The organism is Micromonospora sp. CNZ280 (assembly GCF_011759515.1).
Window position 1 is genome coordinate 2557591 of sequence record NZ_JAAOYP010000001.1, and the last position, 26188, is coordinate 2583778.

General features: G+C 74.3%; 23 protein-coding genes and 1 riboswitch. Of the genes, 13 read left to right on the plus strand and 10 right to left on the minus strand.

Going from position 1 to position 26188, the window contains the following annotated elements:
* Nucleotides 1–82: 82 nt before the first annotated feature.
* From eccCa to FHX32_RS12245, 6 genes are all read left to right on the plus strand, one after another.
* Nucleotides 83–4045, plus strand: coding sequence for a type VII secretion protein EccCa (gene eccCa, locus FHX32_RS12220; protein WP_167181105.1), 3963 nt, complete (start codon nt 83–85; stop codon nt 4043–4045).
* Between the two features lie 314 nt (nt 4046–4359).
* Entirely contained in the window at nt 4360–4668 is a 309-nt protein-coding gene (locus FHX32_RS12225; protein WP_167181107.1) for a WXG100 family type VII secretion target, read from the plus strand.
* A 28-nt stretch (nt 4669–4696) separates the two neighbouring features.
* The gene (locus FHX32_RS12230; RefSeq protein WP_088997174.1) at nt 4697–4975 is read left to right on the plus strand and encodes a WXG100 family type VII secretion target; all 279 of its coding nucleotides are present in this window, start codon (nt 4697–4699) and stop codon (nt 4973–4975) included.
* Between the two features lie 82 nt (nt 4976–5057).
* Nucleotides 5058–6572 carry a S8 family serine peptidase gene (locus FHX32_RS12235; protein ID WP_167181109.1) on the plus strand — a complete coding sequence of 505 codons (1515 nt, stop codon included), beginning with the start codon at nt 5058–5060 and terminating at the stop codon, nt 6570–6572.
* A gap of 33 nt (nt 6573–6605) precedes the next feature.
* A complete protein-coding gene (locus tag FHX32_RS12240) occupies nt 6606–7172 on the plus strand; it encodes a hypothetical protein (protein WP_167181111.1) in 567 nt (188 codons plus the stop codon).
* A 15-nt stretch (nt 7173–7187) separates the two neighbouring features.
* Nucleotides 7188–8489, plus strand: a complete 1302-nt coding sequence (locus FHX32_RS12245) for a hypothetical protein (RefSeq protein ID WP_167181113.1) — start codon at nt 7188–7190, stop codon at nt 8487–8489.
* Nucleotides 8490–8660: 171 nt separating this feature from the next.
* Here FHX32_RS12245 and mycP read toward each other — a convergent pair whose 3' ends face one another.
* Both mycP and FHX32_RS12255 read right to left on the minus strand, forming a co-directional pair.
* Nucleotides 8661–9908: a type VII secretion-associated serine protease mycosin gene (gene mycP, locus FHX32_RS12250; protein WP_486481016.1), complete on the minus strand. Its 1248-nt coding sequence runs from the start codon at nt 9906–9908 to the stop codon at nt 8661–8663.
* Between the two features lie 109 nt (nt 9909–10017).
* A complete protein-coding gene (locus tag FHX32_RS12255) occupies nt 10018–10359 on the minus strand; it encodes a MarR family winged helix-turn-helix transcriptional regulator (RefSeq protein WP_167181115.1) in 342 nt (113 codons plus the stop codon).
* A 215-nt stretch (nt 10360–10574) separates the two neighbouring features.
* On the opposite strand from FHX32_RS12255, the gene FHX32_RS12260 reads away from it, so the two are divergent.
* Nucleotides 10575–11285 carry a carbonic anhydrase gene (locus FHX32_RS12260; protein ID WP_167181117.1) on the plus strand — a complete coding sequence of 237 codons (711 nt, stop codon included), beginning with the start codon at nt 10575–10577 and terminating at the stop codon, nt 11283–11285.
* Nucleotides 11286–11364: 79 nt separating this feature from the next.
* Here the strand turns inward: FHX32_RS12260 and FHX32_RS12265 are convergent, their stop codons facing one another.
* A complete protein-coding gene (locus FHX32_RS12265; RefSeq protein WP_167181119.1) occupies nt 11365–12372 on the minus strand; it encodes a VldE C-terminal domain-containing protein in 1008 nt (335 codons plus the stop codon).
* A gap of 4 nt (nt 12373–12376) precedes the next feature.
* Nucleotides 12377–12507, minus strand: a riboswitch (cyclic di-AMP (ydaO/yuaA leader).
* A 166-nt stretch (nt 12508–12673) separates the two neighbouring features.
* On the minus strand, nt 12674–14041 hold the full coding sequence (locus FHX32_RS12270) for a YibE/F family protein (protein WP_167181121.1): 1368 nt from the start codon (nt 14039–14041) through the stop codon (nt 12674–12676).
* 323 nt (nt 14042–14364) lie between these two features.
* On the opposite strand from FHX32_RS12270, the gene FHX32_RS12275 reads away from it, so the two are divergent.
* Nucleotides 14365–16503 (plus strand): copper-translocating P-type ATPase, encoded by a 2139-nt coding sequence (locus FHX32_RS12275; protein ID WP_167181123.1) that lies wholly within the window; start codon nt 14365–14367, stop codon nt 16501–16503.
* 282 nt (nt 16504–16785) lie between these two features.
* Here FHX32_RS12275 and FHX32_RS12280 read toward each other — a convergent pair whose 3' ends face one another.
* Complete coding sequence (locus FHX32_RS12280; RefSeq protein ID WP_167181125.1) at nt 16786–17082, minus strand: metal-sensitive transcriptional regulator; 297 nt, start codon at nt 17080–17082, stop codon at nt 16786–16788.
* A gap of 151 nt (nt 17083–17233) precedes the next feature.
* On the opposite strand from FHX32_RS12280, the gene FHX32_RS12285 reads away from it, so the two are divergent.
* Genes FHX32_RS12285 through FHX32_RS12295 form a run of 3 tightly spaced genes read left to right on the plus strand, consistent with a single transcriptional unit; the run spans nt 17234 to nt 20739 of the window.
* A complete protein-coding gene (locus FHX32_RS12285; protein WP_088997187.1) occupies nt 17234–17443 on the plus strand; it encodes a heavy-metal-associated domain-containing protein in 210 nt (69 codons plus the stop codon).
* Between the two features lie 34 nt (nt 17444–17477).
* A complete protein-coding gene (locus tag FHX32_RS12290) occupies nt 17478–18473 on the plus strand; it encodes a hypothetical protein (RefSeq protein WP_167181127.1) in 996 nt (331 codons plus the stop codon).
* A 10-nt stretch (nt 18474–18483) separates the two neighbouring features.
* Complete coding sequence (locus FHX32_RS12295; protein ID WP_167181129.1) at nt 18484–20739, plus strand: heavy metal translocating P-type ATPase; 2256 nt, start codon at nt 18484–18486, stop codon at nt 20737–20739.
* 113 nt (nt 20740–20852) lie between these two features.
* Here FHX32_RS12295 and FHX32_RS35020 read toward each other — a convergent pair whose 3' ends face one another.
* Nucleotides 20853–21026, minus strand: coding sequence for a hypothetical protein (locus FHX32_RS35020; protein WP_486481017.1), 174 nt, complete (start codon nt 21024–21026; stop codon nt 20853–20855).
* Here FHX32_RS35020 and FHX32_RS35025 point away from each other — a divergent pair.
* Entirely contained in the window at nt 20979–21179 is a 201-nt protein-coding gene (locus tag FHX32_RS35025; RefSeq protein ID WP_486481101.1) for an alpha/beta fold hydrolase, read from the plus strand. The two genes, FHX32_RS35020 and FHX32_RS35025, sit on opposite strands and share 48 nt — an antisense overlap.
* Nucleotides 21180–21226: 47 nt before the next feature.
* Here FHX32_RS35025 and FHX32_RS12305 read toward each other — a convergent pair whose 3' ends face one another.
* From FHX32_RS12305 to FHX32_RS12320, 4 genes are all read right to left on the minus strand, one after another.
* Entirely contained in the window at nt 21227–21835 is a 609-nt protein-coding gene (locus FHX32_RS12305; protein ID WP_167181130.1) for a dihydrofolate reductase family protein, read from the minus strand.
* A complete protein-coding gene (locus FHX32_RS12310; RefSeq protein ID WP_167181132.1) occupies nt 21832–23100 on the minus strand; it encodes a sigma-70 family RNA polymerase sigma factor in 1269 nt (422 codons plus the stop codon). The genes FHX32_RS12305 and FHX32_RS12310 overlap by 4 nt, the downstream gene beginning before the upstream one ends.
* Nucleotides 23097–23462, minus strand: a complete 366-nt coding sequence (locus FHX32_RS12315; RefSeq protein ID WP_167181134.1) for a YciI family protein — start codon at nt 23460–23462, stop codon at nt 23097–23099. Before FHX32_RS12315 ends, FHX32_RS12310 begins: the two co-directional genes overlap by 4 nt.
* Nucleotides 23463–23565: 103 nt before the next feature.
* Nucleotides 23566–24804, minus strand: a complete 1239-nt coding sequence (locus FHX32_RS12320) for a DUF2786 domain-containing protein (protein ID WP_167181137.1) — start codon at nt 24802–24804, stop codon at nt 23566–23568.
* A 191-nt stretch (nt 24805–24995) separates the two neighbouring features.
* Between FHX32_RS12320 and hflX the strand changes: the two genes are divergently transcribed.
* Complete coding sequence (gene hflX, locus FHX32_RS12325; protein ID WP_167181139.1) at nt 24996–26147, plus strand: GTPase HflX; 1152 nt, start codon at nt 24996–24998, stop codon at nt 26145–26147.
* The last annotated feature ends 41 nt before the right edge of the window (nt 26148–26188 follow it).

The following is a 26188-nucleotide window of genomic DNA, read 5'->3' on the forward strand; positions in this document are numbered from 1 at the left end:
TGGCGGGCACGTACGATGCCCACCCGACGACTCCGGTCGTTCGCAGGTGCTTCGTCAGGCCGCTTCTGGGGAGGAGACAGCCGTGAGCACGGTGGTGTTCCGCCGGCTCCCGCGTCAGCCGGGACCGGCCCTACCGCGTGGTGAGCTGCTGCTGGAGTCCCCACCGGAGCTACCGGAGCCGACGCCCCGCGGCATGGGCCAGCTGCTGATGATCCTGCCGATGGTCTGCGGCGTGGGCGCGATGGCGTTCCTCTACGCCGGCCGCGGCGGCGGCATGATGACGTACGTCGCCGGCGGTCTCTTCGGCATCTCGATGCTGGGCATGGCGATCGGCTCGCTCAGCCACGGCAACAACGACAAGGCCGAGCTGAACGCCGACCGGCGCGACTACATGCGCTACCTGGCCCAGATGCGCAAGCGGACCCGGCGCGCGGCCGAGCAGCAGCGGGCCGCGATGGCCTGGCGGCACCCGGAGCCAGACGCGCTCTGGTCGATTGCCGCGTCCCGGCGGCTCTGGGAGCGCCGGATCACCGAGGACGACTTCGGCGAGACCCGGATCGCCACCGGCCCGCAGCGGCTCGCGGTGGAGATCGTGCCGCCGGAGACGAAGCCGGTCGAGGACCTGGAGCCGATGAGCGCGATCGCGCTGCGGCGCTTCGTCCGCGCCCACTCGACCGTGCCGGACCTGCCGACCGCGCTGTCGCTGCGCGCGTTCAGCCGGGTGGTGCTGCGCGGCGAGCGCGAGCCGGTGCTCGACCTGACCCGGGCCGCGCTCGGCCAGCTGGCCACCTTCCACGCCCCGGAGGATCTGATCATCGCGGTGGTCGCCGCGGTGGACCGGCAGGCCGCGTGGGACTGGGTGAAGTGGCTGCCGCACACCCAGCACAGCTCCCGTACCGACGCCGCCGGCGCCCGCCGGTTGGTCTTCGCCCACCTGGCGGAGGCGGAGGAGGCGCTCGCCGCCGAGCTGACCGGCCGGCCCCGGTTCGCGCCGGAGGCGAAGCCGCTGACCACCATGCCGCACGTGGTGGTGGTGATCGACGGCGGTGAGGTCTCGCCGACCTGCCAGCTGATGGGGCCGGGGCTGCTCGGCGCCACGGTGATCGACCTGTCCGGCACCGTGCCCCGGGACGCCGGCCGCTGGCTGCTCTGCCTCGACGCCGGTGACGGCAGCTCGCTCGACCTCGTCCGGGGGACGTCCACCTCCCGGCTCGGCCGGCCGGATCGGCTCGACGCCGCGGCCGCCGAGGGGCTGGCCCGGCAGATCGCCCCCTACCGGCTCTCCCAGCAGCAGGCCAGCAGCGACGAGCCGCTGGCCCGCAGCATGGAGCTGCCCGACCTGCTCGGCGTCGGCGACGCCGCCGCGGTCGACGTGCAGCAGACCTGGCGACCCCGCGGCCAACGGGACCGGCTGCGCATCCCGCTCGGCGTGGGCCCGGACGGCAACGTGGTCGAGCTGGACTTCAAGGAGTCCGCGCACGAGGGCATGGGCCCGCACGGCCTGGTCATCGGCGCGACCGGCTCCGGCAAGAGCGAGCTGCTGCGTACGGTGGTCGCCGCGCTGGCCGTGACGCACTCCTCCGAGGAACTCAACTTCGTCCTGGTCGACTTCAAGGGTGGCGCCACCTTCGCGTCGCTGGAGGCGCTGCCGCACACCAGCGCCGTGATCACCAACCTGGCCGACGAGCTGCCGCTGGTCGACCGGATGCGGGACGCGCTGGCCGGTGAGATGAACCGCCGGCAGGAGGTGCTCCGGGCGGCCGGCAACTACGTCTCCCGCTTCGACTACGAGAAGGCGCGGGCGGCCGGCGAGCCGCTGGAGCCGATGCCCAGCCTGCTGATCATCTGTGACGAGTTCAGCGAGCTGCTGGCCGCCAAGCCCGACTTCATCGACCTCTTCGTGATGATCGGCCGACTGGGTCGGTCGCTCGGCGTGCACCTGCTGCTGGCCAGCCAGCGCCTCGAGGAGGGCAAGCTGCGCGGCCTGGACACCCACCTGTCGTACCGGATCGGTCTGCGCACCTTCTCCGCCGTGGAGAGCCGGATCGTGCTCGGCGTGCCGGACGCGTACGAGCTGCCCAGCGCACCGGGCCACGGCTACCTGAAGACCGACACCAGCACCATGCTGCGGTTCCGTGCCGCGTACGTGTCCGGGCCGTACCGGGCGCCGGGCGAGCAGGCGTCGGCGTCCCAGGCGATGGTGCAGCGCCGGATCGTGCCGTACGGGGTGAACTTCGTGCCGGTGCGGCAGCCGCAGATGCCGGTGGAGACCACACCGGAGCCGGAGCAGCCGGCCGACGGCAAGGCCGTGGCCATGCTCGACGTGCTGATCGACCGGCTCAAGGGGCGGGGCAAGCCGGCGCACCAGGTCTGGCTGCCGCCGCTGGCCGAGCCGCCGAGCCTGGGTGAGCTGCTCCCGCCGCTGAAGGCGGACCCGACGTACGGGCTGTGCACCGCCACCTGGCAGGGCCGGGGCCGGCTCACCGTGCCGGTTGGTGTGGTCGACCGGCCGTACGAGCAGCGGCGCGACCCGATGATGGTCGAGCTGGCGGGCGCGGGCGGCAACGTGGTGATCGTCGGCGCCTCGCTGAGCGGCAAGAGCACGATGCTGCGCTCGCTGCTCGCCTCGCTGGCGCTCACCCACACGCCGCGCGAGGTGCAGTTCTTCTGCCTCGACTTCGGCGGCGGCGCGCTGCGCAGCCTGGAGGGGCTGCCGCACATGTCCGGGGTGGCCGGCCGGCGGGACACCGAGGCGGTCCGTCGGACGGTGGCCGAGGTGGTGGCCATCATCGACGACCGCGAGGCGCGCTTCGCCCAGCACGGCATCGACTCGGTGGCCAGCTACCGGCGGCGCCGGGCGGCCGGCGAGTTCGCCGACGACCCGTTCGGCGACGTCTTCCTCGTGGTGGACGGCTGGAACACGCTGCGCCAGGAGTACGAGGAGCTGGAGCAGACCATCACCAACCTGGCCAACCGCGGGCTCGGTTTCGGCGTACACGTGGTGGTCACCGCCGTGCGGTGGGCGGAGATCCGGATCAACATGCGTGACCTGCTCGGCACCAAGCTGGAGCTGCGGCTCGGCGACGCGGCCGAGTCGGAGATCGACCGCCGGGCGGCGATGAACGTACCGGAGCGGACCCCGGGCCGCGGCCTGACCCGCGACAAGCTGCACTTCCTCGCCGCAATCTCGCGGATCGACGGACGCCGCGACGTCGACGATCTGACCGAGGCCTCGGCCGCCCTGGCCGCGCACGTGGCGGCCAACTGGCCCGGCCGCCCGGCGCCGAAGGTGCGGCTGCTGCCGCGCAAGCTGCCCGTCGCCGAGCTGGCCCGGGTGGCCGACCGGTCGGCGCCCGGCCTGCCGATCGGTGTCAACGAGTCGGCGCTCGCGCCGGTCTACCTCGACCTGGCCAACGAGCCGCACCTGACGGTCTTCGGCGACGCCGAGTGCGGCAAGACCAACCTGCTGCGGCTGATCGCCCGGGGCATCGCGGAGCGGTACACCCCGGCCGAGGCCCGGCTGGTGATCGCGGACTACCGGCGCGGCCTGCTCGGCGCGGTGGAGGGCGACCATCTGCTCGACTACGCCCCGTCCAACCAGGCGTTCGCGCAGGGGCTGGGCTCGATCCGCAGCGCGCTGTCCAACCGGCTGCCCGGGCCGGACGTCACCACCGCCCAGCTGCGTGACCGCAGCTGGTGGAAGGGGCCCGACCTCTACATCCTGGTCGACGACTACGACCTGGTCGCCTCTGGCGGCAGCAACCCGCTCAGCGCGCTGCACGAGCTGCTGCCCCAGGCCCGCGACATCGGCCTGCACCTGATCATCACGCGCCGGGTCGGCGGCGTGGCCCGGGCGCTCTACGAGCCGGTGCTGCAACGCCTGCGCGAGCTGGACTCGCCCGGCCTGCTGATGTCCGGCAACCGGGAGGAGGGCGCGGTCTTCGGCACGCTGCGGCCGAGCCCGCAGCCGCCGGGCCGGGGCACCCTGGTGCGCCGTCGCGACGGCCAGCAGCTGATCCAGACCGCCTGGTCCGAGCCGGTCTGATCCGGCGTCCTGGCGGCCCTGGCCGGTCGGGCGAGAGGTGGGTGTGCCGCGTGGGTGCGGGGCCCGGTCGTGCTGCTCGCCCTGACCTTCGTCATCGGGTCGGTGCCGCACGTGAGATCGTATTCACGCTCCTCGTGACCGTCACGGCGGCCGGGTCGGTCGCGTTGCCGTCACAGTGGGCGAGACAGGGCTGCGCTCGCTGGACGCGGTCCGCTACGGTCTTCAGAGGAGTGTCCGTCGGTGGGGTGTTTGCCTTGCCGCGGGGGAGGGGCGCGGCAGATCCGCCGCCACAAGGAGACGGAAGGGTGTGAAGCATGGCGTTCGAGGTCGAAGCAGCGACTCTGCATACCGCCGCGAGTGACGTGCGGTCCACGCGCAGCGAGGTCGACGGCGAGCTGAAGAAGCTGTGGAACGTGGTCGACGACCTGGCCATCGCCTGGAAGGGCCAGGCGTCCGCGGGCTTCCAGCAGCTGATGCAGCGCTGGAACGAGGACACGGCCAAGCTGCTGACGGCGATGGACAACATCGCCGACCTGCTCGACAAGTCGGGTACGACGCATCAGGTCAACGACGAAGAGCAGCAGCAGATGCTGGACAAGTTCCACTCTGCACTCAACCCGTGATCCACCGAGACGAGCAGGGGAGGAACCGATGAGCATCAAGGTTGACTACGCAGTCCTGGAGAGCAGCAACCAGCAGATGCTGGCCATCTCGCGGACCATCGACGAGAAGCTGGACACGCTGCGCTCGATGCTGAGCAAGCTCCAGTGGGACGGCCAGGACCGGGCCGCCTACGAGCAGCACCAGGCGCAGTGGGACGCCGCCGTCCGGGACATCAACAAGATCCTGAACGACATCGGTGGCGCGGTGGGCATCGCCCGCGAGAACTACGTCAACACCGAGATGAGCAACGCCAAGGTGTGGGGCTGAGCGACCATCGACGCGGCTCCGGTCCGGTTCGACCGGGCCGGAGCCGCGGCGCGTTACCAGCCGTCGAGGTCCTGGGAGAGCGATGAACACGGAGCTGCGTCTCCGCCCACTGTGGAGGTCCGCCGTCGCCACGCTGGCGCTGGCCGCGCTGGCCGGGTCGGGAGCGCTCGCGGCACCGGAGCCGGCGCAAGCCGCCGACACGGTACGCGGCCTCCAGTGGTACCTCGACAGCCTGAAGATCCCGCAGGCCCACAAGGTGAGCAAGGGCCGCGGCGTGACGGTGGCCGTGATCGACGCCGGCGTCGACCCGAACGTCCCCGACCTGCGCGGCCAGGTGCTGCCCGGCAAGGGGTTCGGCGCCGATGCGACCGCCGACGGCCGGGGCACCGACGACGAGATCAGCCACGGCACGGGCATGGCGGGGCTGATCGCCGGCCGGGGCGGCGGCAGCATGCGTCAACTCGGCATCGCCCCGGAGGCGAAGATCCTGCCGATCTCGCTCGGTCGCCGGGCCGACGCGGCGGAACTGGCCGACGGCATCCGCTGGGCCGCCGACCACGGCGCCGACGTGATCAGCATGTCGCTCGGCGCCCCCGGTCGACCCGGCGCCGCCGAGCAGGCCGCCGTCCGCTACGCCCTCGACAAGAACGTGGTGCTGGTCGCCTCGGCGGGCAACCGCGAGCAGGGCGACACCAGCGTCCTCAACCCGGCCAGCATCCCGGGTGTCATCGCCGTGACCGGGCTGGCCAAGGACGGCGACTTCTTCAACGGCAGCGTCGCCGGGCCGGAGGCCGTGCTCGCCGCGCCGATGGAGGAGATCATCACCCCGCGGCCGACGTCGGTCTCGTCCAACGGCTACAGCGTCGGTAGCGGCACCAGTGAGTCGGCCGCGATCGTGGCCGGCGTGGCTGCCCTGGTCCGGGCGAAGCACCCCGACCTCGACGCCGCCAACGTGGTGAACCGGCTGATCCGCACCGCCCGCGACGGCGGGCCGTCCGGCCGCGACGAACAGTACGGCTTCGGGGCCGTCGATCCGGTCGCCGCACTGAGTCGCTCGGTGCCGGCCGTGACGGCGCACCCGCTGCTCTCCGGCGAAGACGCCCCGGCGGGCGGGTCGGCCGGGCCGGCCGCCACCGGCGAGGAGGACGACGGCCCGGCGGTCGCGATCAGCGTGACCAACAAGACCGGCGCGGTGATCCAGGTGGCGCTCTGCCTCGCCGTGCCGCTGGTGGTGCTGATCGTGGTGATCGTGCTGGTGCGCCGGTCCCGGCGCCGCGCGGCCACCACCCCGGCCGGGCCACCGCCCGGCTTCCCAGCGCCGCCCGGCGCGGCGCCGCAGGGCTTCCCGGCGCCACCCGGGTTCACGCCACCGCCCGGCGCGCCCGGTGCCCCGCAGTTCGGTCGCGCGCCGGGCCAGCCCGGCGGTCCGTACGTGCCACCGCAGGGCGCACCGGCGCCGGGCGGCTACCCGCCGCCCCCGGTGCCCGGTGGCTATCCTCCGCCGCCCGGAGCGACGCCCGGCACCGCCGCTTGGCCGCCGCCGGGGCCGGCCGGGCCACCCCCGCCTCCGCCGGGCGCGGGCGGGCACCAGCAGTAAGCCAGATCTTCAGTCGGCGACGGGGAGGAACCGATGACGAAGGACAGGACCGACCAGCCGGACGAGGTCCGGATCGACACGCCGGACGTGCCGATCGGCCCACCGCACATGGTGCCGCCGTTCGTGACGCTGGATGCCGTCACCATGGACAACGTCAACCGGGCCGAGGTGCCGTCCGGTCTGGTCCCGGGGGCGGGCGACGCCGGCGCCAAGACCGAGTGGGACGCCTCCAGCCTGGAGAAGGCCAAGAAGTGGCTGGAGGAGACCGCCGACTTCATCCACAGCCAGTCGTACGAGATGGTGGAGATCTCCGACAAGATGGGCGGCACCGCCGCGGGGGCCGGCGGCGGCGAGATGGGCGGGGGCACCAGCCCGCTCGGCAGCTTCGACCGTGCCGGCGACCTGGCGCGCAAGCACAGCGGTCTGTACAACAGCACCCAGCAGGGCATGCGCCAGCTCGCCAAGGACCTCTACAAGGCGGCGAACGCGTTGCAGAAGGTCAAGGAGAACTACGAGACGGCCGAGGGCGCCAACGCGATGTCGGCCGCCGAGATGCAGAACGCCTTCAACACCGCGTCCAGCAACCGTGGCAAGGCGTAGACGGGGAGGGTGGCCGTGCCGAGCTGGGAAGAGATGTGCAAGCAGATCGTCATCGACGGTCGGCCAGGCGACGTGGCCAGCGCCGCGCTCGGCTGGGAGCAGCTGCTGAAGAACCTGCGAACCGTCAAGGAGAGCCTGGAGACCAACGTCAAGGACCTGGGCGACGCGTGGAAGGGCCCGGCGTACGAGGCCTTCAAGACCCACATCACCGGGCTCGCCAAGCGGGCCGGTCAGCTCGTCGAGGACGCGGAGAGCCAGAACGGCATCGTCCGGTCGCTGAACGAGGCCGCTGACAAGCTCACCGCCGCCCAGCGCGAGTTTCCGATCCCGGCCAGCTGCGTCAACGACGTGCTGGAGGCCCGCAACGGCCGGCTGGTGATCGACACCGGGTTCTTCGAGATGAAGGTGAAGCCGGACTTCCTCGGCTTCCTGGACCCGATCACCTCGCTCGCCGACTGGATCAACGACAAGTCCGAGGAAGCGGCGAAGGTCTACAACCAGGTCAGGGGCGACTACACCACGGTCGACTCGCGCACCCCGGGCGAGTCCGGTCCGTTCACCTCGACGGACCCGAAGGTCACCACGCCGGATCTGGGCGGCGGTCCCGGCGCCGGCAAGACCGGCGGCGTGCCGAGCCTCGGTGGCTCGCCGTCGACCGGCGGTATCGGTGGCAGCCCGTCGCTGAGCACCAGCGGCATGCCGGACACCGGCTCCCCGGGGATCGGTTCCGGCGCGCACCCCGACCTCTCCGGCGGCTACGGCTCGGGTGGCGGCGGCTACCCCGGCTCCGGCAGCCTCGCCGACGACTACGGCAGCGGGCTGGCCGGTGCCGGTGGTGGCGGCGCTCCCGGCCTCGGTGGTGGCGGCTTCGGCGGCGGCCTGCCCGCCACGTCCGGCCTCGGCGCGGGCGGCGGGATGGGCGGCGGTGGCGCCGGCCTGGCCGGCAGCGGCATGATCCCGGGCGGCGGTGCCCTCGGCCGTCCGGTGACGGCCGGCATGCCGCCGATGATGGGTGGCGGCGGCGCGGCCGGCGCCGGTCGGGGTGGTGGCCGCGGTGGGCGGCTCGCTGGCGGCATGGCCCCCGCCATGGGCGGTGGCATGGCCGGTGGCGCGCGCGGCGGCGGCCGGGGCGGGGCTGCCGGTGCGGCCGGTGCCGGGGCGCGCGGTGCGGGCGTCCGGGGCGGCGGGGTCGCCGGAATGGGCGGGGCCGGCGGTGCCGGCTACGGCGAGGAGGAGGCCCCGCGCAACAGTTGGCTGGAGGAGGACGAGGACGTCTGGGGCGCGGACGGCGACGGCACGCCCGGCGTGCTGCGCTGACCTGACCTCGACCCGCGACCCGAGCGCCGTCCACCGCCACCCGGCGGCTGGGCGGCGCTCGGCGTATCCGGGCTGGCGTTTCCGGCCCGGCGTCACCGGCTGGCGTATCCAGGCCGGCCTTCCCGAGCCGGCGTCACCGGGCCCGGAGCGTTCGGCCGGGCTGGCGGAACGTCAGCCGGTCGCGGCCGGGTCGGCGCCGGCCGGGCGACGGCCCGGGCGCCAGGCCCGACGCCGGCCCCGGACCAGGATCGGCTTCACCGCGAGCAACACGGTGGCCAGCAGCGCCCCGATCGCGGCGACCCAGATCGCCACGGTGCGCTGCCAGCCGAGCGGATCGTCGGCGGGCGGCGGCGCCGGCAGCGCGCCGGCCGGCGGGTCGCTCCGGGTGCCGAGCAGGCTCGCCACCGCCCGGTACGGGTTGACCACCCCGTACCCCACCTGGGGGTTGTGGCCGTCCGGCGGGCTGTCCGCGGTGCGGGTCAGCCGCTCGGCGACCTGCTCGGGGGTCAGGTCCGGGTAGGCGGCGCGGACCAGCGCGGCCACCCCCGAGACGTACGCGGCGGCGAAGCTGGTGCCGCCCTGCGGCTCGGCGAGGTATCCCTCGCCGCCGGGGGCCGGCCCGATGATGTTCAGCCCGGGGGCGGCGATGTCGACGTAGTCGCCGCTCACCGAACTGCCCACGTGCCCGCCCTGCTCGTCCACCCCGGCCACCGCGATGACCCCGGGATACGCGGCCGGGTAGGCCGGCTGGTCCTGCTGCTGCTCCTGCCGGTTGCCGGCGGCCGCCACCACGACCACCTTCCTGTCCAGCGCGTACTCGATGGCGTCGGCGAGTTCGGGCCGGGGCAGCGTCACCAGCGACAGGTTCACCACGTCGGCGCCGTTGTCCACCGCCCACTGGATCGCCTGGGCGATCTGCCCGGGCAGGGCCTCGTCGTTTGTGCGCCGGGTGTCGGGCAGCACCCGTACCGGAAGGATCCGGGCCTGCGGCGCGATGCCGCTGAACGGCTGCCCGGTGCCCTCCCGCCCGGCGATGATGCCGGCCACCATGGTGCCGTGTCCGGCCAGGTCGCACTGGCCCTGCTGCTGCGCCAGCCCGTTGAAGTCGCGGCCCTGCCGGACCTGTCCCTTGAGGACGGGGTGGATGGCCGAGACGCCCGAGTCGATCACCGCGACCGTGACGCCGGCGCCGCGGGAGAGCCGCCACGCCGACGACGGCTCCAGCCGGCGTAGTGGCCAGGGCATCTCGGCGGGGGCGGCCTGACCGGCCGGGCCGCAGCGGGGTGCCGCGGCGGCCGGAGCCGGCGGTACGACCAGGGTGGCGATCAGCACCGCGACCGCTCCACTGAGGACGGCGCGGACCACACGCCCGGTACTGCGGACCGGCGCTGTCCCGTCCGGTCGGAAGCTCTCGCGCACGCGCTGAGACTACCGCCGCGCCGCCCGCTGTGCGGTGACGGGAGCACCCGCCGCCACCGACCCGGGGAGGCGGCGGTGCTGGTTCCCGGGCGAACGGGTCTGTGGGCGGTCAGGACGGGTTGGCGCCGCCGGCCACCGGTTCCTCGGTGAAGAGTGCCAGCAGGGCGCCGACCTGGCGATCGTTCTCGGCGGGGTGGCGGAACCGGCCGGCCGGGTTGAGGGTGTACTCGTTGCGCCGGCCCACCCGGGTACGGCGCAGGTAGCCGCCCGCCTCCAGGTCGGCGACGATCGCCTGGGCCGCCCGCTCGGTGACGCCCACCTCGTCGGCGACGTCACGCAGCCGGGCGGTGGGGTTGCGGGCGATGGCGAGCAGCACGTGCCCGTGGTTGGTGAGGAACGTCCAGTTCCGGTTGCTCCCGTTCTCGCCACTCGTCGTCGCCATGCCCGCCATCGTATGGCCCGCCGCGCCGATCCACCGGCACGCCCTCAGCGGCCAGCCGGCCGCCCGGACGGCTCGCGGCCCGCGCGCAAGCGTTCTGGAATACATGAAATGCATATCACGCATACCTTGACGTATCTTGCCCAGAGTGTGACCGTGGTGGCAGCCCGCGTCCGACGTCGGCCGGGATTGCCCAGGTCACGTACGTCGAGGGACGAGGTGAGGGGATGAGCCGTCCCGGTTCGCCCGGCGCCCAGCCGGGTCCGCCACGGGAGTCGACGGGGCCGGCGGTCGCGCCGACCACCCCGGCGCAGGCGCTGGCCGAGTTGTCCGCCGGCAACCGGAGATTCGTCACCGGCATCCCGCGCCATCCCAATCAGGACGCCGGCCACCGCGCCGCGGTCGCCGACGGGCAGCACCCGTTCGCGGTGATCGTGGGCTGCTCCGACTCCCGGTTGGCCGCTGAGATCATCTTCGACCGGGGCCTCGGCGACCTCTTCGTGGTCCGGACCGCCGGGCACACCACCGGTCCCGAGGTGCTCGGTAGCGTCGAGTACGCGGTGAGCGTCCTCGGCACGCCACTGGTGGTCGTGCTCGGTCACGACTCGTGCGGCGCGGTGCAGGCGGCAAAGACGGCGGTGGAGACGGACGCGTTCCCGGCGGGTCACCTGCGGGCGGTGGTGGACGCCATGATGCCCAGCCTGCGCCGGGCCGGGGCCGCGGGGGTGACCGACGTGGACGGGATCGTCGACATCCACATCGCGCACACCGTCGAGGCGATGCTGGGCAGTTCGGCCGTGCTGGCCGGCGAGGTGGCCGCCGGGCGCTGCGCGGTGGTCGGGATGTCGTACCGGCTGGCCGCCGGTGAGGTGCGGACGGTGACCGCCGCCGGCGACCTGCCCGACCACGCGGCGGATACGACCCCGGCCGTCGCCTGACCGCACCCCTGCCGCCGAAGACGCTGCGAGGGCCGTCCCACCGGGAACGGCCCTCGCGTCGCGCGGTCTCAGGATGTCGCTACAGCAGTGAGACGTGCACGTGGTCGGTGTGGTTCGACGGCCCGCTGTAGGACTTCCAGCCGGTCGCCGGGAACCAGATCTGCCGGTTCCAGATCACGTAGTAGACGCCCAGCCGGTCCGCGTTCCGGATCAGGAACGCGGCGAGGTTGTTGCCGTACATCCGGGTGTCCTTGTTGTGCCAGGGGGAGAAGCCGCTCTTCTGCAGCGACCAGTCGCAGGCCCGGCCCTTCGGGTGCTCCCAGGGGCCACCGGGGCGGTAGCAGCCGACGAACCGGTTGAAGCCGGCCCGCTTGACCTCCTTGTACATGTGCAACGTCCGGGGCGTGATGCAGCCGGAGGTGGTCGGGTCGTTCTCGCTGCACGACTCGGCCTTCCAGTCGCCGTCGGCGGTACGTCCCGGGGCGATCCGGGCGACCGGCGAGGTGGCCGACACCAGGCCGCCGGTGAAGCCCAGCCCGCCGACCAGCGCCAGCGCCTTCTCGGCGTCGCGCTTGTTCTTGGCCATCAGGTTGGTCTGCTTCTGCTGCTCGCGGATCTCGGCTTCGAGCGCCAGCTTCGCCTGCTCGGCGCGGGTCTTCACCTCGTTGATCTCGGCGAGCTTCTTGGCGTTGACCATGTTGAGCTCGTCCAGGGCGGTGGCCCGCTTGACGAACGTGTCGGGGTTGTTGGCCTCCAGCAGCATGGCCACGGCGCCGATGCGTCCCGTCCGGTACGACTGGGTGGCGAGCTGGGTGACCTGCGGGGCGAGCGCGGTCAGCTCGGCCTGGGCCCGGTCGACCTCCAGCGCGAGTTCCAGCTGGCGCTTCTTGGACTTCTCCAGCCGGGACTTCGCCTGCGAGTAGTTCCGGTTGGTCGACTCGATCACATCGGTGATCAGCTTCGAGTCGCCGTCCTCGTGTCCCGAGGGCTTGGGTGCGGCCGACGCCGGGAGGGGCCCGGCAAGGACGGCCAAGGCGGCGAGCACGGCCACCACAGGTGTCAACCAGCGGCGTAGGGGTGCCGTCACAGTGTTCCCTTCCGTCGACCGCCGACCGGGTTAGCTGACGGGTTCGGGGCGGAAGTGGCCCCTACCGCTGTCGCGGACTCACCCCACGTACCTGGGTCCCCGGCTCGCCTGGCGGCGATTGGGCGGCGGCACCGCAGGCGCCGCTGCGCGCCTTCGGCGGTGACCGGCAGCGAGGTTACCCGAGAGTCCACCGGTGGATCTACGTCCCGAAGCCGACTAAATGCGTTATTTCGTAGCGGCGGAGGGTGACCAGTGACGCGTTTATCAAGCTCGCCGGCCTGGACGGTCACGCTACGGAGTCTCACCATGTGGCGTCCGTGCTCCTGTCCGGATCGGGCCACCCGCTGGAGATGGCGGGGGACGTGTGTCCGGCGCGCGGCGCGGTGAGCGCCCGCAGCGCCTCGGCCCGGTCGGTGACCGGCCGGGAACCTTCCGGGGTACGCGACGGCTCGGCGCCGTCGCCGTCATCGGCGCCATCGTCGGTACGCGTGGTGGCGCGGCCGGCCGTGGTCACCAGCGCGGCGAGCGCCGTGGTCAGCGGTACGGCGGCGATCAGCCCGAGCGTGGCGACCGCGCTGCGGACGATCTCCTGGGCGAGGAACTCGCTGGTCAGGAGCTGGGTCACCGACCGGGAGTCCGCGGTGAGCAGGAGCAGCAGCGGCAGCGACGCGCCCGCGTACGCCAGCACGATGGTGTTCACCGTCGAGGCGATGTGCGCCCGGCCGACCCGGGTCGCCGCGCGGTAGAGCTGGAGCCGGGACAGCCCCGGGTTGGCGTGCGCCAGTTCGGTGACCGTGGCGGCCTGGGTCACCGTGACGTCGTCGAGCACGCCGAGCGAGCCGATGATGATCCCGGCCAGCAGCAGCCCGTGCAGGTCGACGTCGGCCTGGAACATCGACAGCGTGGTGGCGTCCTCGGAGCCGTACCCGGTGAGGTGGGTGGCGGCGGTGGCGAGGGTGCCCAGGACCCCGGTGAGCACCAGGCTGCCGAGCGTGCCGAGCACCGCCACCGAGGTCTGCGCGGTCACCCCGTGGGTCAGGTACAGCACCACGAACATGATGAGCGCGGCGCCGACGATCGCGACCAGCAACGGCGACCCGCCCGCGCTGATCCCGGGCAGCACGAAGGCGAGCAGGATGGCGAAGCTCGCCGCCAGGCCCGCCAGCGCGGCCAGCCCGCGCCACCGGCCGAACGCCACGATGGCGGCGGCGAAGAGGACGACCAGCCAGACCAGCGGCTTGCCGCGCTGGTGCTCGGCGATGTTGTAGCTGCTCGCCGTCGGGTCCGCCGGGTCGGTCAGCTCGACCAGGATGATCTCGTCGCCCACGGCGACGGTCGGAGCGCCCGGGCCGGTCGGCACCGGCGTCTGCACCTCCTGGCCGGCGTCCGGGCCGTCGGCCACCTTGACGGTGACCGTGCCGCACGGCCCCGCCGTCCCGCCCCCCTCCGGGGCCTCCGGCGTCGGCGGGCAGGCCTCGGTCACCACCCGGCTGACGGTGCCGTGGTAGCGGGGCGGATCGGTGCCCTGGTCGACCCCGGGGGTGTCGCGGGGCCAGAGCAGCAGGGCGGCGATCACGGTGACCACGACGAGCGGGACCACCGTCGCGACGAGGATCCGCCGCACCCCGGGCGGGGCGGACGGAGCGGGACGGTTGTGGTCGGCGCCCATTGAGTGTCTCCCAACGAATCCGGGGCGTGGTACGTGTCGGCGGGCCGGTCGGTTCAGTGCCGCCGTCGGGCCGGCCGGAATCGTGGGTGGGATCGCCTGAGGGTGGCGACGCCACCACGTACCGTCGGCCCGGCGGCCGGCCGGCCGCGTGCGATCGGCGGCGCCGGCGCCCGGCGGCGGGTCGGACGGTGCGAGATCCGAAGGGCCATCGTGCCGAATCGTAGCCATCCCGGCATCCGGACGCTGGTCGCGCGGGGTGGTGTCGGGCACCGGACCCGGCGGTTTGCCCCGTGCCGGCGGCGCCGGTCGGGGATGTTGGGGGCATGGCCGAGCAGACCCCGCCCCGCCCGGACGACGCGCCCCGCGCCGGCCACGGCGGGCATGACGAGCACGACAAGCACGCCGGGCACGACAAGCACGCCGGGCACGACAAGCACGCCGGGCACGACCCGGAGATGTTCCGCCGCCGGTTCTGGGTCTGCCTGCTGCTCACCCTGCCGGTGGTGGCGACCAGCCACATGGTGATGGACTGGTTGGGCTACTCGCTGGAGTTCCCGGGCCGGTCCTGGGTGGGGCCGGTGCTCGGATCGGTGGTCTTCTGGTGGGGCGGCTGGCCGTTCCTGGTCGGCGCCGTGCGTGAGGTGCGCGACCGGGCGCCGGGGATGATGCTGCTGGTCGCCATGGCGATCACGGTGGCCTACGCCGCCTCGCTCGCCACCAGCCTGGGCGCCTTCGACCTGGACTTCTGGTGGGAGCTGGCCGCCCTGGTCACCATCATGCTGCTCGGGCACTGGCAGGAGATGAAGGCCATCGGGCAGGCCCGGGGCGCCCTCGCAGCGCTGGCCGCCCTGCTGCCCGACGACGCCGAGCGGGTCGCCGGGGACGGCCGGCTGGAGCGGGTTCCGGTGGCCGAGTTGCGGGTCGGCGACGTGGCGCTGGTCCGGCCCGGCGGCCGGGTACCGGCGGACGGCCGGGTGGTGGACGGCGCCGCCGAGCTGGACGAGTCGATGATCACGGGGGAGTCCCGGCCGGTGCCCCGCTCGGTCGGCGACCGGGTGGTGGCCGGCACGGTGGCCACCGACTCGGCGGTCCGGGTGCGCGTCGAGGCGCTCGGCGAGGAGACCACGCTCGCCGGCATCCAGCGCATGGTCGCCCAGGCCCAGCAGTCCAGCGGGCGGGCCCAGGTGCTGGCCGACCGGTTCGCAGCCGGGCTGTTCTACGTCGCCACCGCCACCGCCGTGGTCACGGTGCTGGCGTGGACCGCGCTCGGCGACGCCGACCAGGCGGTGGTCCGGACCGTCACGGTGCTGGTGATCGCCTGCCCGCACGCGCTCGGCCTGGCCATCCCGCTGGTGATCGCGCTCTCCACCGGGCTGGCCGCGAGCTCCGGCATCCTGGTCAAGAACCGGCTCGCGCTGGAGCGGATGCGCACCGTCGACGCGGTGCTGTTCGACAAGACCGGCACGCTCACCCGGGGCGAACACGTGGTCACCGACCGGGCGGCGGCGGCCGGCTCCGACGCCGACGACCTGCTGCGGATCGCCGCCGGGGTGGAGTCCGACAGCGAGCACCCGCTGGCCCGGGCGATCGTCGCCGCGGCCGGACCGGGCGGCGGCCCGGCCCCGGCCACCGGGTTCCGCTCCCTGCCGGGCCGCGGCGTCCAGGCCACCGTCGCCGGGCGGGAGTACGCCGTGGGCGGTCCGGCACTGCTGCGCGAGCTGGGCGTACGGCTGCCGGAGGAGCTGGCGGCGGCGACCGACCGGTGGTCGGCCCGGGGCGCGGCGGTGCTGTACCTGGTGCGGCTGCCGGACACCGCGCTCGGCGCCTTCGCCCTCACCGACGAGGTGCGTCCCGAGGCGCGGGAGGCGATCGCCGAGCTGCGCGCCCAGGGCGTGCGGACCATCGCCATGATCACCGGGGACGCCCGGCCGGTCGCCGAGGCGGTCGCCGCCGACCTCGGCTTCACTCCCGGCGTCGACGAGGTCTTCGCCGAGGTGCTGCCGGCCGACAAGGACGGCAAGGTGACCGAGTTGCAGCGGCGCGGGCTGACCGTGGCGATGGTCGGTGACGGGGTGAACGACGCCCCGGCGCTGGCCCGGGCCGACGTCGGGATCGCGATCGGCGCGGGCACCGACGTGGCGATCGAGTCGGCCGGGGTGGTGCTCGCCTCGTCCGATCCGCGCGGGGTGACCGGCGTGATCCGGCTCTCCCGCGCGTCGTACCGAAAGATGCTGCAGAACCTGGCCTGGGCGGCCGGCTACAACGTGGTCGCGCTGCCGCTCGCCGCCGGGGTGCTGGCCTGGGCGGGGCTGGCATTGAGCCCGGCGCTCGCCGCGGTGCTGATGTCCGCCTCCACCATCGTGGTGGCGCTCAACGCCCAACTGCTGCGCCGGGTACGGCTCGGCCCGACGGGGCCGGTCGGCACCGGAAGCGAACCGGCCGGTGCCGCCGCGGCGGACTAGCGTGGTAGCCGCGCGGACGACGGCGGTGTCGCTCGGGCGGTGGGCCCGGCTCCTGCTGTTCGTGACGCTCTTCGGGCTGGCCGCCATGCACACCCTCGGCCACGACACGCACGCCGACCACGGCTCTGGTGCCGCCGGCCACGGCTCAGCACGGTCGCGATGCTGCGCAGATAGGCGACGCCGACGCCCGGGCCCGCGCGCTGTTCCGGTGGCCGGACCCGGGCGCCGGCCGGCCGGCGGCGGGCGGGTCAGCCTCGCCTGATCAGGCGGCCGGCCGGTGGGTCAGCCGCGCTTCATGAGGCGGCCGACGGCGGCCATCATCTCGGTGGCCATCTCGTCGGCGCGGCCCTCGGCGGCGCCCTCGTGCATGCAGTGCCGGGCGTGCCCGTCGAGCAGGCCGAGGGCGACCTTGTCCAGGGCCGCCTGGATGGCGGAGATCTGGGTGAGCACGTCGATGCAGTAGCGGTCGTCGTCGACCATCTTCTCGATGCCGCGCACCTGCCCCTCGACGCGGCGGAGCCGCGCGAGGAGCTGGTCCTTGCTGGCGGTGTAGCCCCGGACGGGCGTGGGTGAGGTCATGGGCACAAGGATAGCGTACCCCTGGGGGGTATGGTACGGTCCCTGTTGTCCGAGTACCCCCACCGGGTACCGGTAACAGAGAGACGGCACCAGTCTGCCTCCGTCTTACCCCCCAGGGGTATATGGTGGAGGTGGCGAGAGGAGAACTCCGATGGTCACCACGACGTACCAGGTGCAGGGCATGACCTGCGGACACTGCGTCAGCTCGGTCAGCGCCGAGGTGGGCGCAGTGCCGGGCGTCACCGACGTCCAGGTCGACCTGGCCACCGGCCAGGTCACCGTCACCAGTGAGCAGCCGTTGGACACCGACACGGTGCGCGCCGCGGTCGACGAGGCCGGTTACGACCTCGTGGACGCGTGACCGGTCGCCGGCACAGGAAACCGAGGTAACCACGATGAACACGGCGACGAAGCTGAGCGGCTTCGCCCTCGGCCTCGCGGCGGTGTTCGGCGCGGCGTACGGGATCGGCCAGGTGGCCGGTCCCGTCGCCCCCGCCGCCGAGACCAGTCACGACGACAGCGGCGGTGGCCACGCGGACGCCGACGGAGGTGGGCACGCCGACCCGGCCGGGCCGGCGGAGCACCTCCCCGGTGGCCTGCTGGTCTCCGACCGCGGCTACACCCTGCAGCGGGTGGCCGCCCCGGCGGACGAGTTCGCCTTCCGGGTCACCGGCCCGGACGGCTCGCCGGTCACCGCGTACGACGTGGCGCACGACAAGCGGATGCACCTGATCGTGGCCCGCCGCGACCTCTCGGGCTTCCGGCACGTGCACCCCGAGATGGCGCCGGACGGCACCTGGCGGGTCGGCTCACCGCTGGCCGGGCCGGGCGTCTGGCGGGCGTTCGCCGACTTCACGCCCACCGGCGCCGAGCCGCTGACGCTCGGCCTGGACGTGACCGTCCCCGGCGCGCTGGCCGAGGTGCCGCTGCCGGCTCCGGCGACCAGCACCACGGTCGACGGCTACACCGTCACCCTCGCCGGCGCCCCGCAGCCCGGCCGCACCGCCGAGCTGACCCTGACCGTGAGCCGCGACGGCGCGCCGGTCACCGACCTGGAGCCCTACCTGGGCGCGTACGGGCACCTGGTGGCGCTGCGCCAGGGCGACCTGGCGTACCTGCACGTGCACCCGGACGGCGCGCCCGGTGACGGGCGGACCCGGCCCGGCCCCGAGGTGACCTTCTTCGCCGAGGTGCCCTCGGCCGGCGCCTACCGGCTCTACCTGGACTTCAAGCACGGCGGGACGGTGCACACCGCCGAGTTCACCGTCGTCGCCGGAAGCACCGGCGCGCCGGCCGGCGACCCGCCGGCCACCCCCGCGCCCTCCGGCACGAGCACCCCCGCACCGAGCGCCGGTGCCGACCACGGCACCCCCGGCCACGGGCACGACTGACGGGACCGTGATGACCACCACGAGCAAGCCCCTACCGATGGCACCGAACCGGATCGAGCTGGCGATCGGCGGCATGACCTGCGCGTCCTGCGCCGCCCGGATCGAGAAGAAGCTGAACCGGATGGACGGCGTCACCGCCACCGTCAACTACGCCACCGAGAAGGCCACCGTCCAGTACGCGGACGAGGTCAGCCCGGCCGACCTGATCGCCACGGTGGAGAAGACCGGCTACACCGCCGCCGTGCCGCCCCCGCCCGCCCCGGCTGGCACGGAACCGGCCGCCGAGCCGGTGGACGAGCTGCGCGCCCTGCGTACCCGGCTCTGGGTCTCGGTCGTGCTGACCGTCCCGGTGATCCTGCTGGCCATGGTGCCGGCCTGGCAGTTCGACTACTGGCAGTGGCTGTCGCTGACGCTGGCCGCCCCGGTCGTGGTGTACGGCGGACTGCCGTTCCACCGGGCGGCCTGGATCAACCTGCGGCACGGCGCGGCGACCATGGACACCCTGGTCTCGCTCGGCACCCTGGCCGCGTTCGGCTGGTCGGTCTGGGCGCTGTTCCTCGGCACCGCCGGCACGCCGGGGATGACCCACCCGTTCAGCTTCGACATCAGCCGCACCGACGGCGCCGGCAACATCTACCTGGAGGCGGCGGCCGGGGTGACCGTGTTCATCCTCGCCGGCCGCTACTTCGAGGCCCGCTCCAAGCGGACCGCCGGCGCCGCCCTGCGCGCCCTGCTGGAACTCGGCGCCCGGGACGTCGCGGTGCTGCGCGGCGGCACCGAGACCCGGATCCCGGTCGACCAGCTCGCGGTGGGGGACCGGTTCGTGGTCCGCCCCGGCGAGAAGATCGCCACCGACGGCGTGGTCGCCGACGGCACCTCGGCCGTCGACGCCAGCATGCTGACCGGCGAGTCGGTGCCGGTCGAGGTCGGCCCGGGCGACACCGTGGTGGGCGCCACCATCAACGCGGGCGGACGACTGGTGGTCACCGCCACCCGGATCGGCGGCGACACCCAGCTGGCGCAGATGGCCCGGCTGGTGGAGGAGGCGCAGACCGGCAAGGCGGCGGTGCAGCGGCTGGCCGACCGGATCTCCGGGTTCTTCGTCCCGGTGGTGATCGCGCTGGCCGCCGGCACGCTGGGCTGGTGGCTCGGCACCGGAGCCGGCCCGACCGCCGCGTTCACCGCGGCGGTGGCCGTGCTCATCATCGCCTGCCCGTGCGCACTCGGCCTGGCCACCCCGACCGCGCTGCTGGTCGGCACCGGCCGAGGTGCCCAGCTCGGCATCCTGATCAAGGGTCCGGAGGTGCTGGAGTCCACCCGGCAGGTGGACACCGTGGTGCTGGACAAGACCGGCACTGTCACCACCGGCCGAATGACCCTGGTCGACGTGCTGCCGGCGGCCGGCGAGGAGCGGGCGGAACTGCTCCGGCTGGCCGGCGCCCTGGAGGCCGCCTCCGAGCACCCGATCGCCCGGGCGGTCGCCACCGGCGCCGCCGAGGCCGGGGCGCTGCCCCCGGTGACCGGCTTCGCCAACGTCGAAGGGCTCGGCGTGACCGGCACGGTCGAGGGCCGCGAGGTGCTGGTCGGCCGGCTCCGGCTGCTGCGCGAGCGCGGGTTCGCCGTACCGGAGGAGGTCGAACGGGCGGCGACCGCGGCGGAGGCCGCCGGTCGGACGGCCGTGCTGGCCGGCTGGGACGGGCGGACCCGCGGCGTCCTCGCGGTGGCCGACGTGGTCAAGCCGACCAGCCGGGCGGCCGTCGCCGGGCTGCGCGCGCTGGGCCTGACCCCGGTGCTGCTGACCGGCGACAACGCCACGGTGGCCCGGGCGGTGGCCGCCGAGGTGGGCATCGACGAGGTGATCGCCGAGGTGCTGCCGGCCGACAAGGTGGACGTGGTCGCCCGGCTCCAGGGCGAGGGGAAGGTCGTGGCGATGGTCGGTGACGGGATCAACGACGCCGCCGCGCTGGCCCGGGCCGACCTCGGGCTCGCCATGGGGACCGGCACGGACGTGGCGATCGAGGCGAGCGACCTGACCCTGGTCCGCGGCGACCTGACCGCCGCGGTCGACGCGATCCGGCTCTCCCGGCGCACCCTCGGCATCATCAAGGGCAACCTGTTCTGGGCCTTCGCCTACAACGTGGCGGCCCTGCCGCTGGCCGCCGCCGGGCTGCTCAACCCGATGATCGCCGGTGCCGCGATGGCCTTCTCCTCGGTCTTCGTGGTGGCCAACAGCCTCCGGCTGCGCGGCTTCCGGCCGGTCGCCTGACCGACGCCCGCACCGCCGGTCCCGTACGGACGGGACCGGCGGCGTCGGCGTTTCCGGTACGCCCGACGGAACAACCCGGTGCTCTGCTCGGCGCGGCTGCTCGGCCGGCAGCCTCAGGTGATCACCGACCAGACCCAGTTCGCCGCCACCCTGGCCGGCAACGAGGCGCTGCGGGCGGACTGCCGGAACGGACCGGGCCGCTCTTCGACCACGTCGACACCGGCAGCGCGGCACGGGACCTGGACGCCGTCCGGGCGGCGCTCGGCGAGCGCCGGCTCACCTTTCACGGCAGCTCGTACGGCACCCTGCTCGGCGCCCAGTACGCCGAGGAGTTCCCGCACCGGGTCCGGGCCATGGTGCTGGAGAGCGTGGTCGACCACAGCCTCGGCACCCGGGCGTTCCTGGACACCTGCCCGGCCGTCGTGCCGGCCGGGGCCTGACCGCAACCGGCCGGCGTGCAGCGTCCGCCGCACGCCGGCCGGCCACCTCAGCGCAGTACCCGGTAGCGCACGTGGGCGACCGTCGGGCCGGCGACCACCGCCGCCTGCTCCAGCCGTGGGTCGCCCACACCGTCGAAGATCCGCTCCCCGGCGCCCAGCATGATCGGCACGATGTGCAGGTGGAGCGTGTCGAGCAGGCCGGCCGCCAGGTACTGCCGCACGACGCTGGCGCCGCCGGCGACCGCCACCTCGCGGTCCCCGGCCGCCTGCCGGGCCTGCGCCAGCGCCGACTCGATGCCGTCGGTGACGAACCGGTACTCGGTGCCGCCGGCCATCGGCAGCGGTTCGCGCGGGTGGTGGGTCAGCACGAACACCGGTGTGTGGAACGGCGGCTCCTCGCCCCACCAGCCGCGCCAGGACTCGTCCCACGGCCCGTCACCGCCGCCGAACATCCGCCGTCCCATCACGTACGCCCCGACGTCGCGGGTCACCTCGTCGAGCACCCGGGCGTCCACCTCGGACCGTTCGCCGTCGGCGGGGAAGGCCCAGTCGTGCAGCCGCATGCCGCCCTTGCCGAGCGGGTCCTGGACGCTCTGCTCGGGTCCCGCCACGTAGCCGTCCAGGGACATCGAGATATGGCAGGTCACCGTGCTCACGATCGCTCCTTCGTGGTCGGGGTGGGCGGCGCGGTCAGGCGGGCCGCGCGCAGCTCCAGGTAGCGCTGTTCCGGGCGGCTGGTGGTCGCCCGCGCCGCCGCCCGGTACGCCGCCCGCGCGGCGGCCGGCTCGCCGGCCAGTTCCAGCAGGTGGGCGCGGACGGCGGCGAGCCGGTGGTGCCCGGCGGTGCGCTCGTCGGCGTCCAGCGGGGCGAGCAGGGCCAGCCCGGCCCGGGGCCCGTCCACCATGGCCACCGCCACCGCCTGGTTCAGGGTGATCATCGGGTTCGGCGCCAGCCGGGCCAGCAGCCGGTAGAGCGCCAGGATCTGCCGCCAGTCGGTCTGCTCGGCCGACGGCGCCTCGGCGTGCACCGCGGCGATCGCCGCCTGCACCTGGTACGGCCCCGGCGGCGACCAGGTCAGCGCCGCGGTGACCAGGGCGATCCCCTCCTCGATGGCCGCCCGGTCCCACCGGCCGCGGTCCTGCTCGGCGAGCGCGACCAGTTCCCCGTCCGGCCCGGTACGCGCCGCCCGGTGCGCGTCGGTGAGCAGCATCAGCGCCAGCAACCCGGTCACCTCGCCGTCGTCGGGCAGCAGCCGGTGCAGGATCCGGGTGAGCCGGATCGCCTCGCTGGTCAGCTCGGCCCGGTGCAGGTCCGGGCCGCTGGACGCGGTGTAGCCCTCGTTGAAGATCAGGTAGAGCACCTGGAGCACGCTGCGCAGCCGCTCGTCCCGCTCGCCCGCCGACGGCATGGTGAACGTGGCCCCGGCGGCCTCGATCCGCTGCTTCGCCCGCCGGATCCGCTGGCTCATGGTCGCCTCGGGCACCAGGTGGGCGCGGGCGATCTGCGCCGTGGTCAGACCGCCGACCGCGCGCAGGGTCAACGCCACCTGGGCCGAGCGGGCCAGCGCCGGGTGGCAGCAGAGGAAGAGCAGCTTCAGCGTGTCGTCCTCGGCCGGCGGCTCCGCGTCGGCCGGCGGCGCGACGGCGGCGTACGCCGGCTCGCGGATCGCCACCGCGACCTCGCGTTCCCGGCGGGCCCGCTCGCTGCGCCACTCGTCGGTGAGCCGCCGGGTGGCGACGGTCAGCAACCAGGCCCGGGCATTGTCCGGCACACCCTGCTCGGGCCACTGGGTGGCGGCGGCGAGCAGGGCCTCCTGGACGGCGTCCTCGCACCGGTCGAACTGGCCGTGCCGGCGCACGAGCAGGCCGAGGACCTGCGGCGCGAGGGCGCGCAGCAGGTCCTCGACGGCCCGGTCCGTCACATCTCCGTCCCGGCCTCGTCCATCACCGGGCGGACCTCCAGCGCGCCGCCCAGCCGCACGTCCGGCCAACGGCTGGCGATCTCGACGGCCCGCTCGAAGCTGTCGCAGTCCACCATCAGGTAGCCGGCGAACTGCTCCTTGCTCTCCATGAACGGGCCGTCGGTGACCTCCGGCCGGCCGCCGCCGAGCCGGACGGTGCGGGTCTGCGACGGGTCGGCCAGCGCCTGGCCGCCGACCAGCTCACCGGACTCGGTCAGCTCCTTCATGATCTCGTCGACCTCGCCGAAGAGCGCGGTGCGCTCGGACTCGGAGAGCGACTCGGCGAACCCCGGGCGGTTCCAGATCAGCAGCATGTACTTCATCGGGTGCTCCTCGTGTCGATGCCGCGCCCATCGTGGCGCTTCTCGCCGGTAGGTCGGAGCCGACCCTCCGGACCCGACAACCGCGGGAAAGGAATTTTCGGCGTCAGCCCCGGCGGCCGCGTACCTGGCGGGCGGGCCGGGCCGGCGGGCCCGGCCGGAGCGAGGCCCGGTCGGCGGCGGAGGTGCCCGACGACCAGCCCTCGGCGTCGCGGACGGTGAGCCGGTGCCGGGTGACCCCGGGGAAGAGCGTGTCGAGGCGTTCCCGTACCGCCTCGGTGCGGGCGGCGAGCACCGGCAGCAGCCGGTCCGGCCCGGCCGTCTCGGCGGCCTGCCGGTCCGCGTCCTCGGTGGCGGCCCGCAGCCGCTCGCCGATCCGCAGGGCGAAGGCGTTCAGGAAGGACTCGTCGTAGCCACGGGTCCGCCGGCCCGCGGTGCGCGTCCGGCGCTCACCCCGGCCCCGCAGCATCGCGGCGGTGGCCTGGACGAGCAGCGAGGTGTAGAGCAGTTCGACCGCCTCCAGGTCGGCCGGCCAGCCCAGCACGGTGGTGAAGCCCAGATCGTCGGACCAGACCGCCTCGCACCGGTTGGCCGCCGCCACCTCCTGCACCAGCAACGCCTTCGCGCCCGCGTACGGGGGGTCGGTGCTCAGTCGTACGCCGCCGGGCAGGTCGTCGCGGTCCGCGCTGGCGGCGAGCAGCGCCTGGTCCACGCTGTGCCGGGCGATCAGCTCCTGGGCCTTGCCGGTCAACGCCTCGGCCTCGGCCGGGAAGGTGGTCGACTCGGCCTTGGCCAGCAGCGCGCGGACCCGCTCCAGCATCCGGGAGGCGGCGTCGCCGCGACCGCGGGCCGGGGCCGGGGCGGTGGCCACCCCGGGCGGCGGGCGGAGCACCGCGACCGGCGGGAGCCCCTCGGCCATCGCCAGCACGTCCACCGCCTCGCGGAGCGCGGTGATCCGGTCCAGCCCCTCGCGGCCCGCCCAGTCGGGCAGGTAACGGCCGTCCTCCGGCCACCACACCCGCGCCCCCAGCTCGGCGAGCTGGGCGTCCCACCAGCCGGGTACCGGGTCGGTCTGGTCGCGCCGGTGGGCGGCGAGCACGTCCACCGCCAGCCGGGCCGGCCGGGCGCCGAGCCGCCGGGTGGCGATCCGGGCCAGGTCGACCGGCTGCCAGCCGCGCGTCGCGAGCAGCCCGAACCGGCGGACCAGGCGGCGCAGCAGCACCGCGTCGACGTCCGGCGCGCCCGCGCCGACCACCAGCCGGTCCAGCTGCCGTTCGGCGATGCGTACGTCGGTGCCGCGCGCCGCCGCCACCGCGTCGGTGATCAGTTCCTCGGCGTCCGGCACGGCCGCGCCCCTCCTCGTCGCTGTGGTCCGGGTGCGAAGGAAGTGACCGTCGCCCGCCCGCCGAACGTACCGCCGCGCGGGGGCCGCCGTCCGTCGGTCGTGACCGGCGACACCGGCGCCCGGCCGGCTCCGGCATGCTTCGCCCGCTCCCGGGTAGATCGGTGACCGACGGCAGCGAGGCGAGGTGCGCGATGGCGGGATCGTGGTTGCTGGGCAACGGCGCCGGCACGTCGGCGCGGCGGCCGACGGCGGTGCTCGTCGCCGTGCACCGGGAGGACGAGGCGGGTGACACCGGCCCCGGCACCGAGGTGTCACTGACCGAGCTGCGGCGGCTCGCCGACACCGACGGGCTGGCCGTGGTCGACGAGGTGGTGCAGAACCGGCCACGCCCCGACCCGGCCACCTTCGTCGGGTCCGGCAAGGTCGACGAGTTGGCCGCCCTGGCCGAGCGGACCGGGGCCGAGCTGGTGATCGCCGACGGCGAGCTGACCCCGGGCCAGGTGCGCAACCTGGAGGAGCGGGTCGGGGTGCGGGTGGTCGACCGGACAGCGCTGATCCTGGACATCTTCGCCGAGCACGCCCGCACCAGCGAGGGTCGGGTCCAGGTGGAGCTGGCGCAAATCGCGTACCAGCTGCCCCGGCTGCGCGGCGACGGGCGCTCGATGTCCCGGGTCGGTGGTGGCCGGATGGCCGGCGGCGCCGGCATGGGTGTGCGCGGTCCCGGTGAGATGCGGCTGGAGACCCAGCGGCGCCGGCTGCGCCAGCGCGCCACGCGGCTGCGCCGCAACGCCTCCGAGCTGACCCGCCGCCGGGAGCGCAACCGGGAGCGGCGGACCCGCAACCAGGTGCCCTCGGTGGCGATCACCGGCTACACCAACGCCGGCAAGTCGGCGCTGCTCAACCGGCTCACCGGCGCCGACGCGCAGGTGCAGGACGTGCTGTTCGCCACCCTCGACCCGACGGTGCGCCGGGTACGCGCCGACGACGTGCTGTTCACCGTCACCGACACGGTCGGCTTCGTCCGGCACCTGCCGCACCAGCTGGTCGACGCGTTCCGCTCGACGCTGGACGAGGTCAGCCGGGCCGACCTGGCCCTGCACGTGGTGGACGCGTCGGCGCCGGACGCGCTGGACCAGATCACCACGGTGCACGGGGTGCTGCACGAGATCGGCGCCGGTGACGTGCCGGAGCTGCTGGTGCTCAACAAGATCGACATGACGCCGGTCGAGTGGCTGGACGCGTTGCTGCGGGTGCACCAGGGCGCGGTCGCGGTCTCCGCGCTCACCGGCGCCGGGATGGACGAGCTGCGGGCCACGCTGGCCCGCCGGCTGTCCCGGCGCTGAGCCCGGGCGGGTGGCCGCCGGGTTAGGGTGTCCCGGATCGG

Coding starts and splice junctions, on each gene's coding strand:
- FHX32_RS12225 (WP_167181107.1), top strand. CDS start 4,360: ATGGCGTTCGAGGTCGAAGCAGCGACTCTGCATACCGCCGCGAGTGAC.
- FHX32_RS12230 (WP_088997174.1), top strand. CDS start 4,697: ATGAGCATCAAGGTTGACTACGCAGTCCTGGAGAGCAGCAACCAGCAG.
- FHX32_RS12235 (WP_167181109.1), top strand. CDS start 5,058: ATGAACACGGAGCTGCGTCTCCGCCCACTGTGGAGGTCCGCCGTCGCC.
- FHX32_RS12240 (WP_167181111.1), top strand. CDS start 6,606: ATGACGAAGGACAGGACCGACCAGCCGGACGAGGTCCGGATCGACACG.
- FHX32_RS12255 (WP_167181115.1), bottom strand. CDS start 10,359: ATGGCGGGCATGGCGACGACGAGTGGCGAGAACGGGAGCAACCGGAAC.
- FHX32_RS12260 (WP_167181117.1), top strand. CDS start 10,575: ATGAGCCGTCCCGGTTCGCCCGGCGCCCAGCCGGGTCCGCCACGGGAG.
- FHX32_RS12270 (WP_167181121.1), bottom strand. CDS start 14,041: ATGGGCGCCGACCACAACCGTCCCGCTCCGTCCGCCCCGCCCGGGGTG.
- FHX32_RS12275 (WP_167181123.1), top strand. CDS start 14,365: ATGGCCGAGCAGACCCCGCCCCGCCCGGACGACGCGCCCCGCGCCGGC.
- FHX32_RS12280 (WP_167181125.1), bottom strand. CDS start 17,082: ATGACCTCACCCACGCCCGTCCGGGGCTACACCGCCAGCAAGGACCAG.
- FHX32_RS12285 (WP_088997187.1), top strand. CDS start 17,234: ATGGTCACCACGACGTACCAGGTGCAGGGCATGACCTGCGGACACTGC.
- FHX32_RS12290 (WP_167181127.1), top strand. CDS start 17,478: ATGAACACGGCGACGAAGCTGAGCGGCTTCGCCCTCGGCCTCGCGGCG.
- FHX32_RS12295 (WP_167181129.1), top strand. CDS start 18,484: ATGACCACCACGAGCAAGCCCCTACCGATGGCACCGAACCGGATCGAG.
- FHX32_RS12315 (WP_167181134.1), bottom strand. CDS start 23,462: ATGAAGTACATGCTGCTGATCTGGAACCGCCCGGGGTTCGCCGAGTCG.
- hflX (WP_167181139.1), top strand. CDS start 24,996: ATGGCGGGATCGTGGTTGCTGGGCAACGGCGCCGGCACGTCGGCGCGG.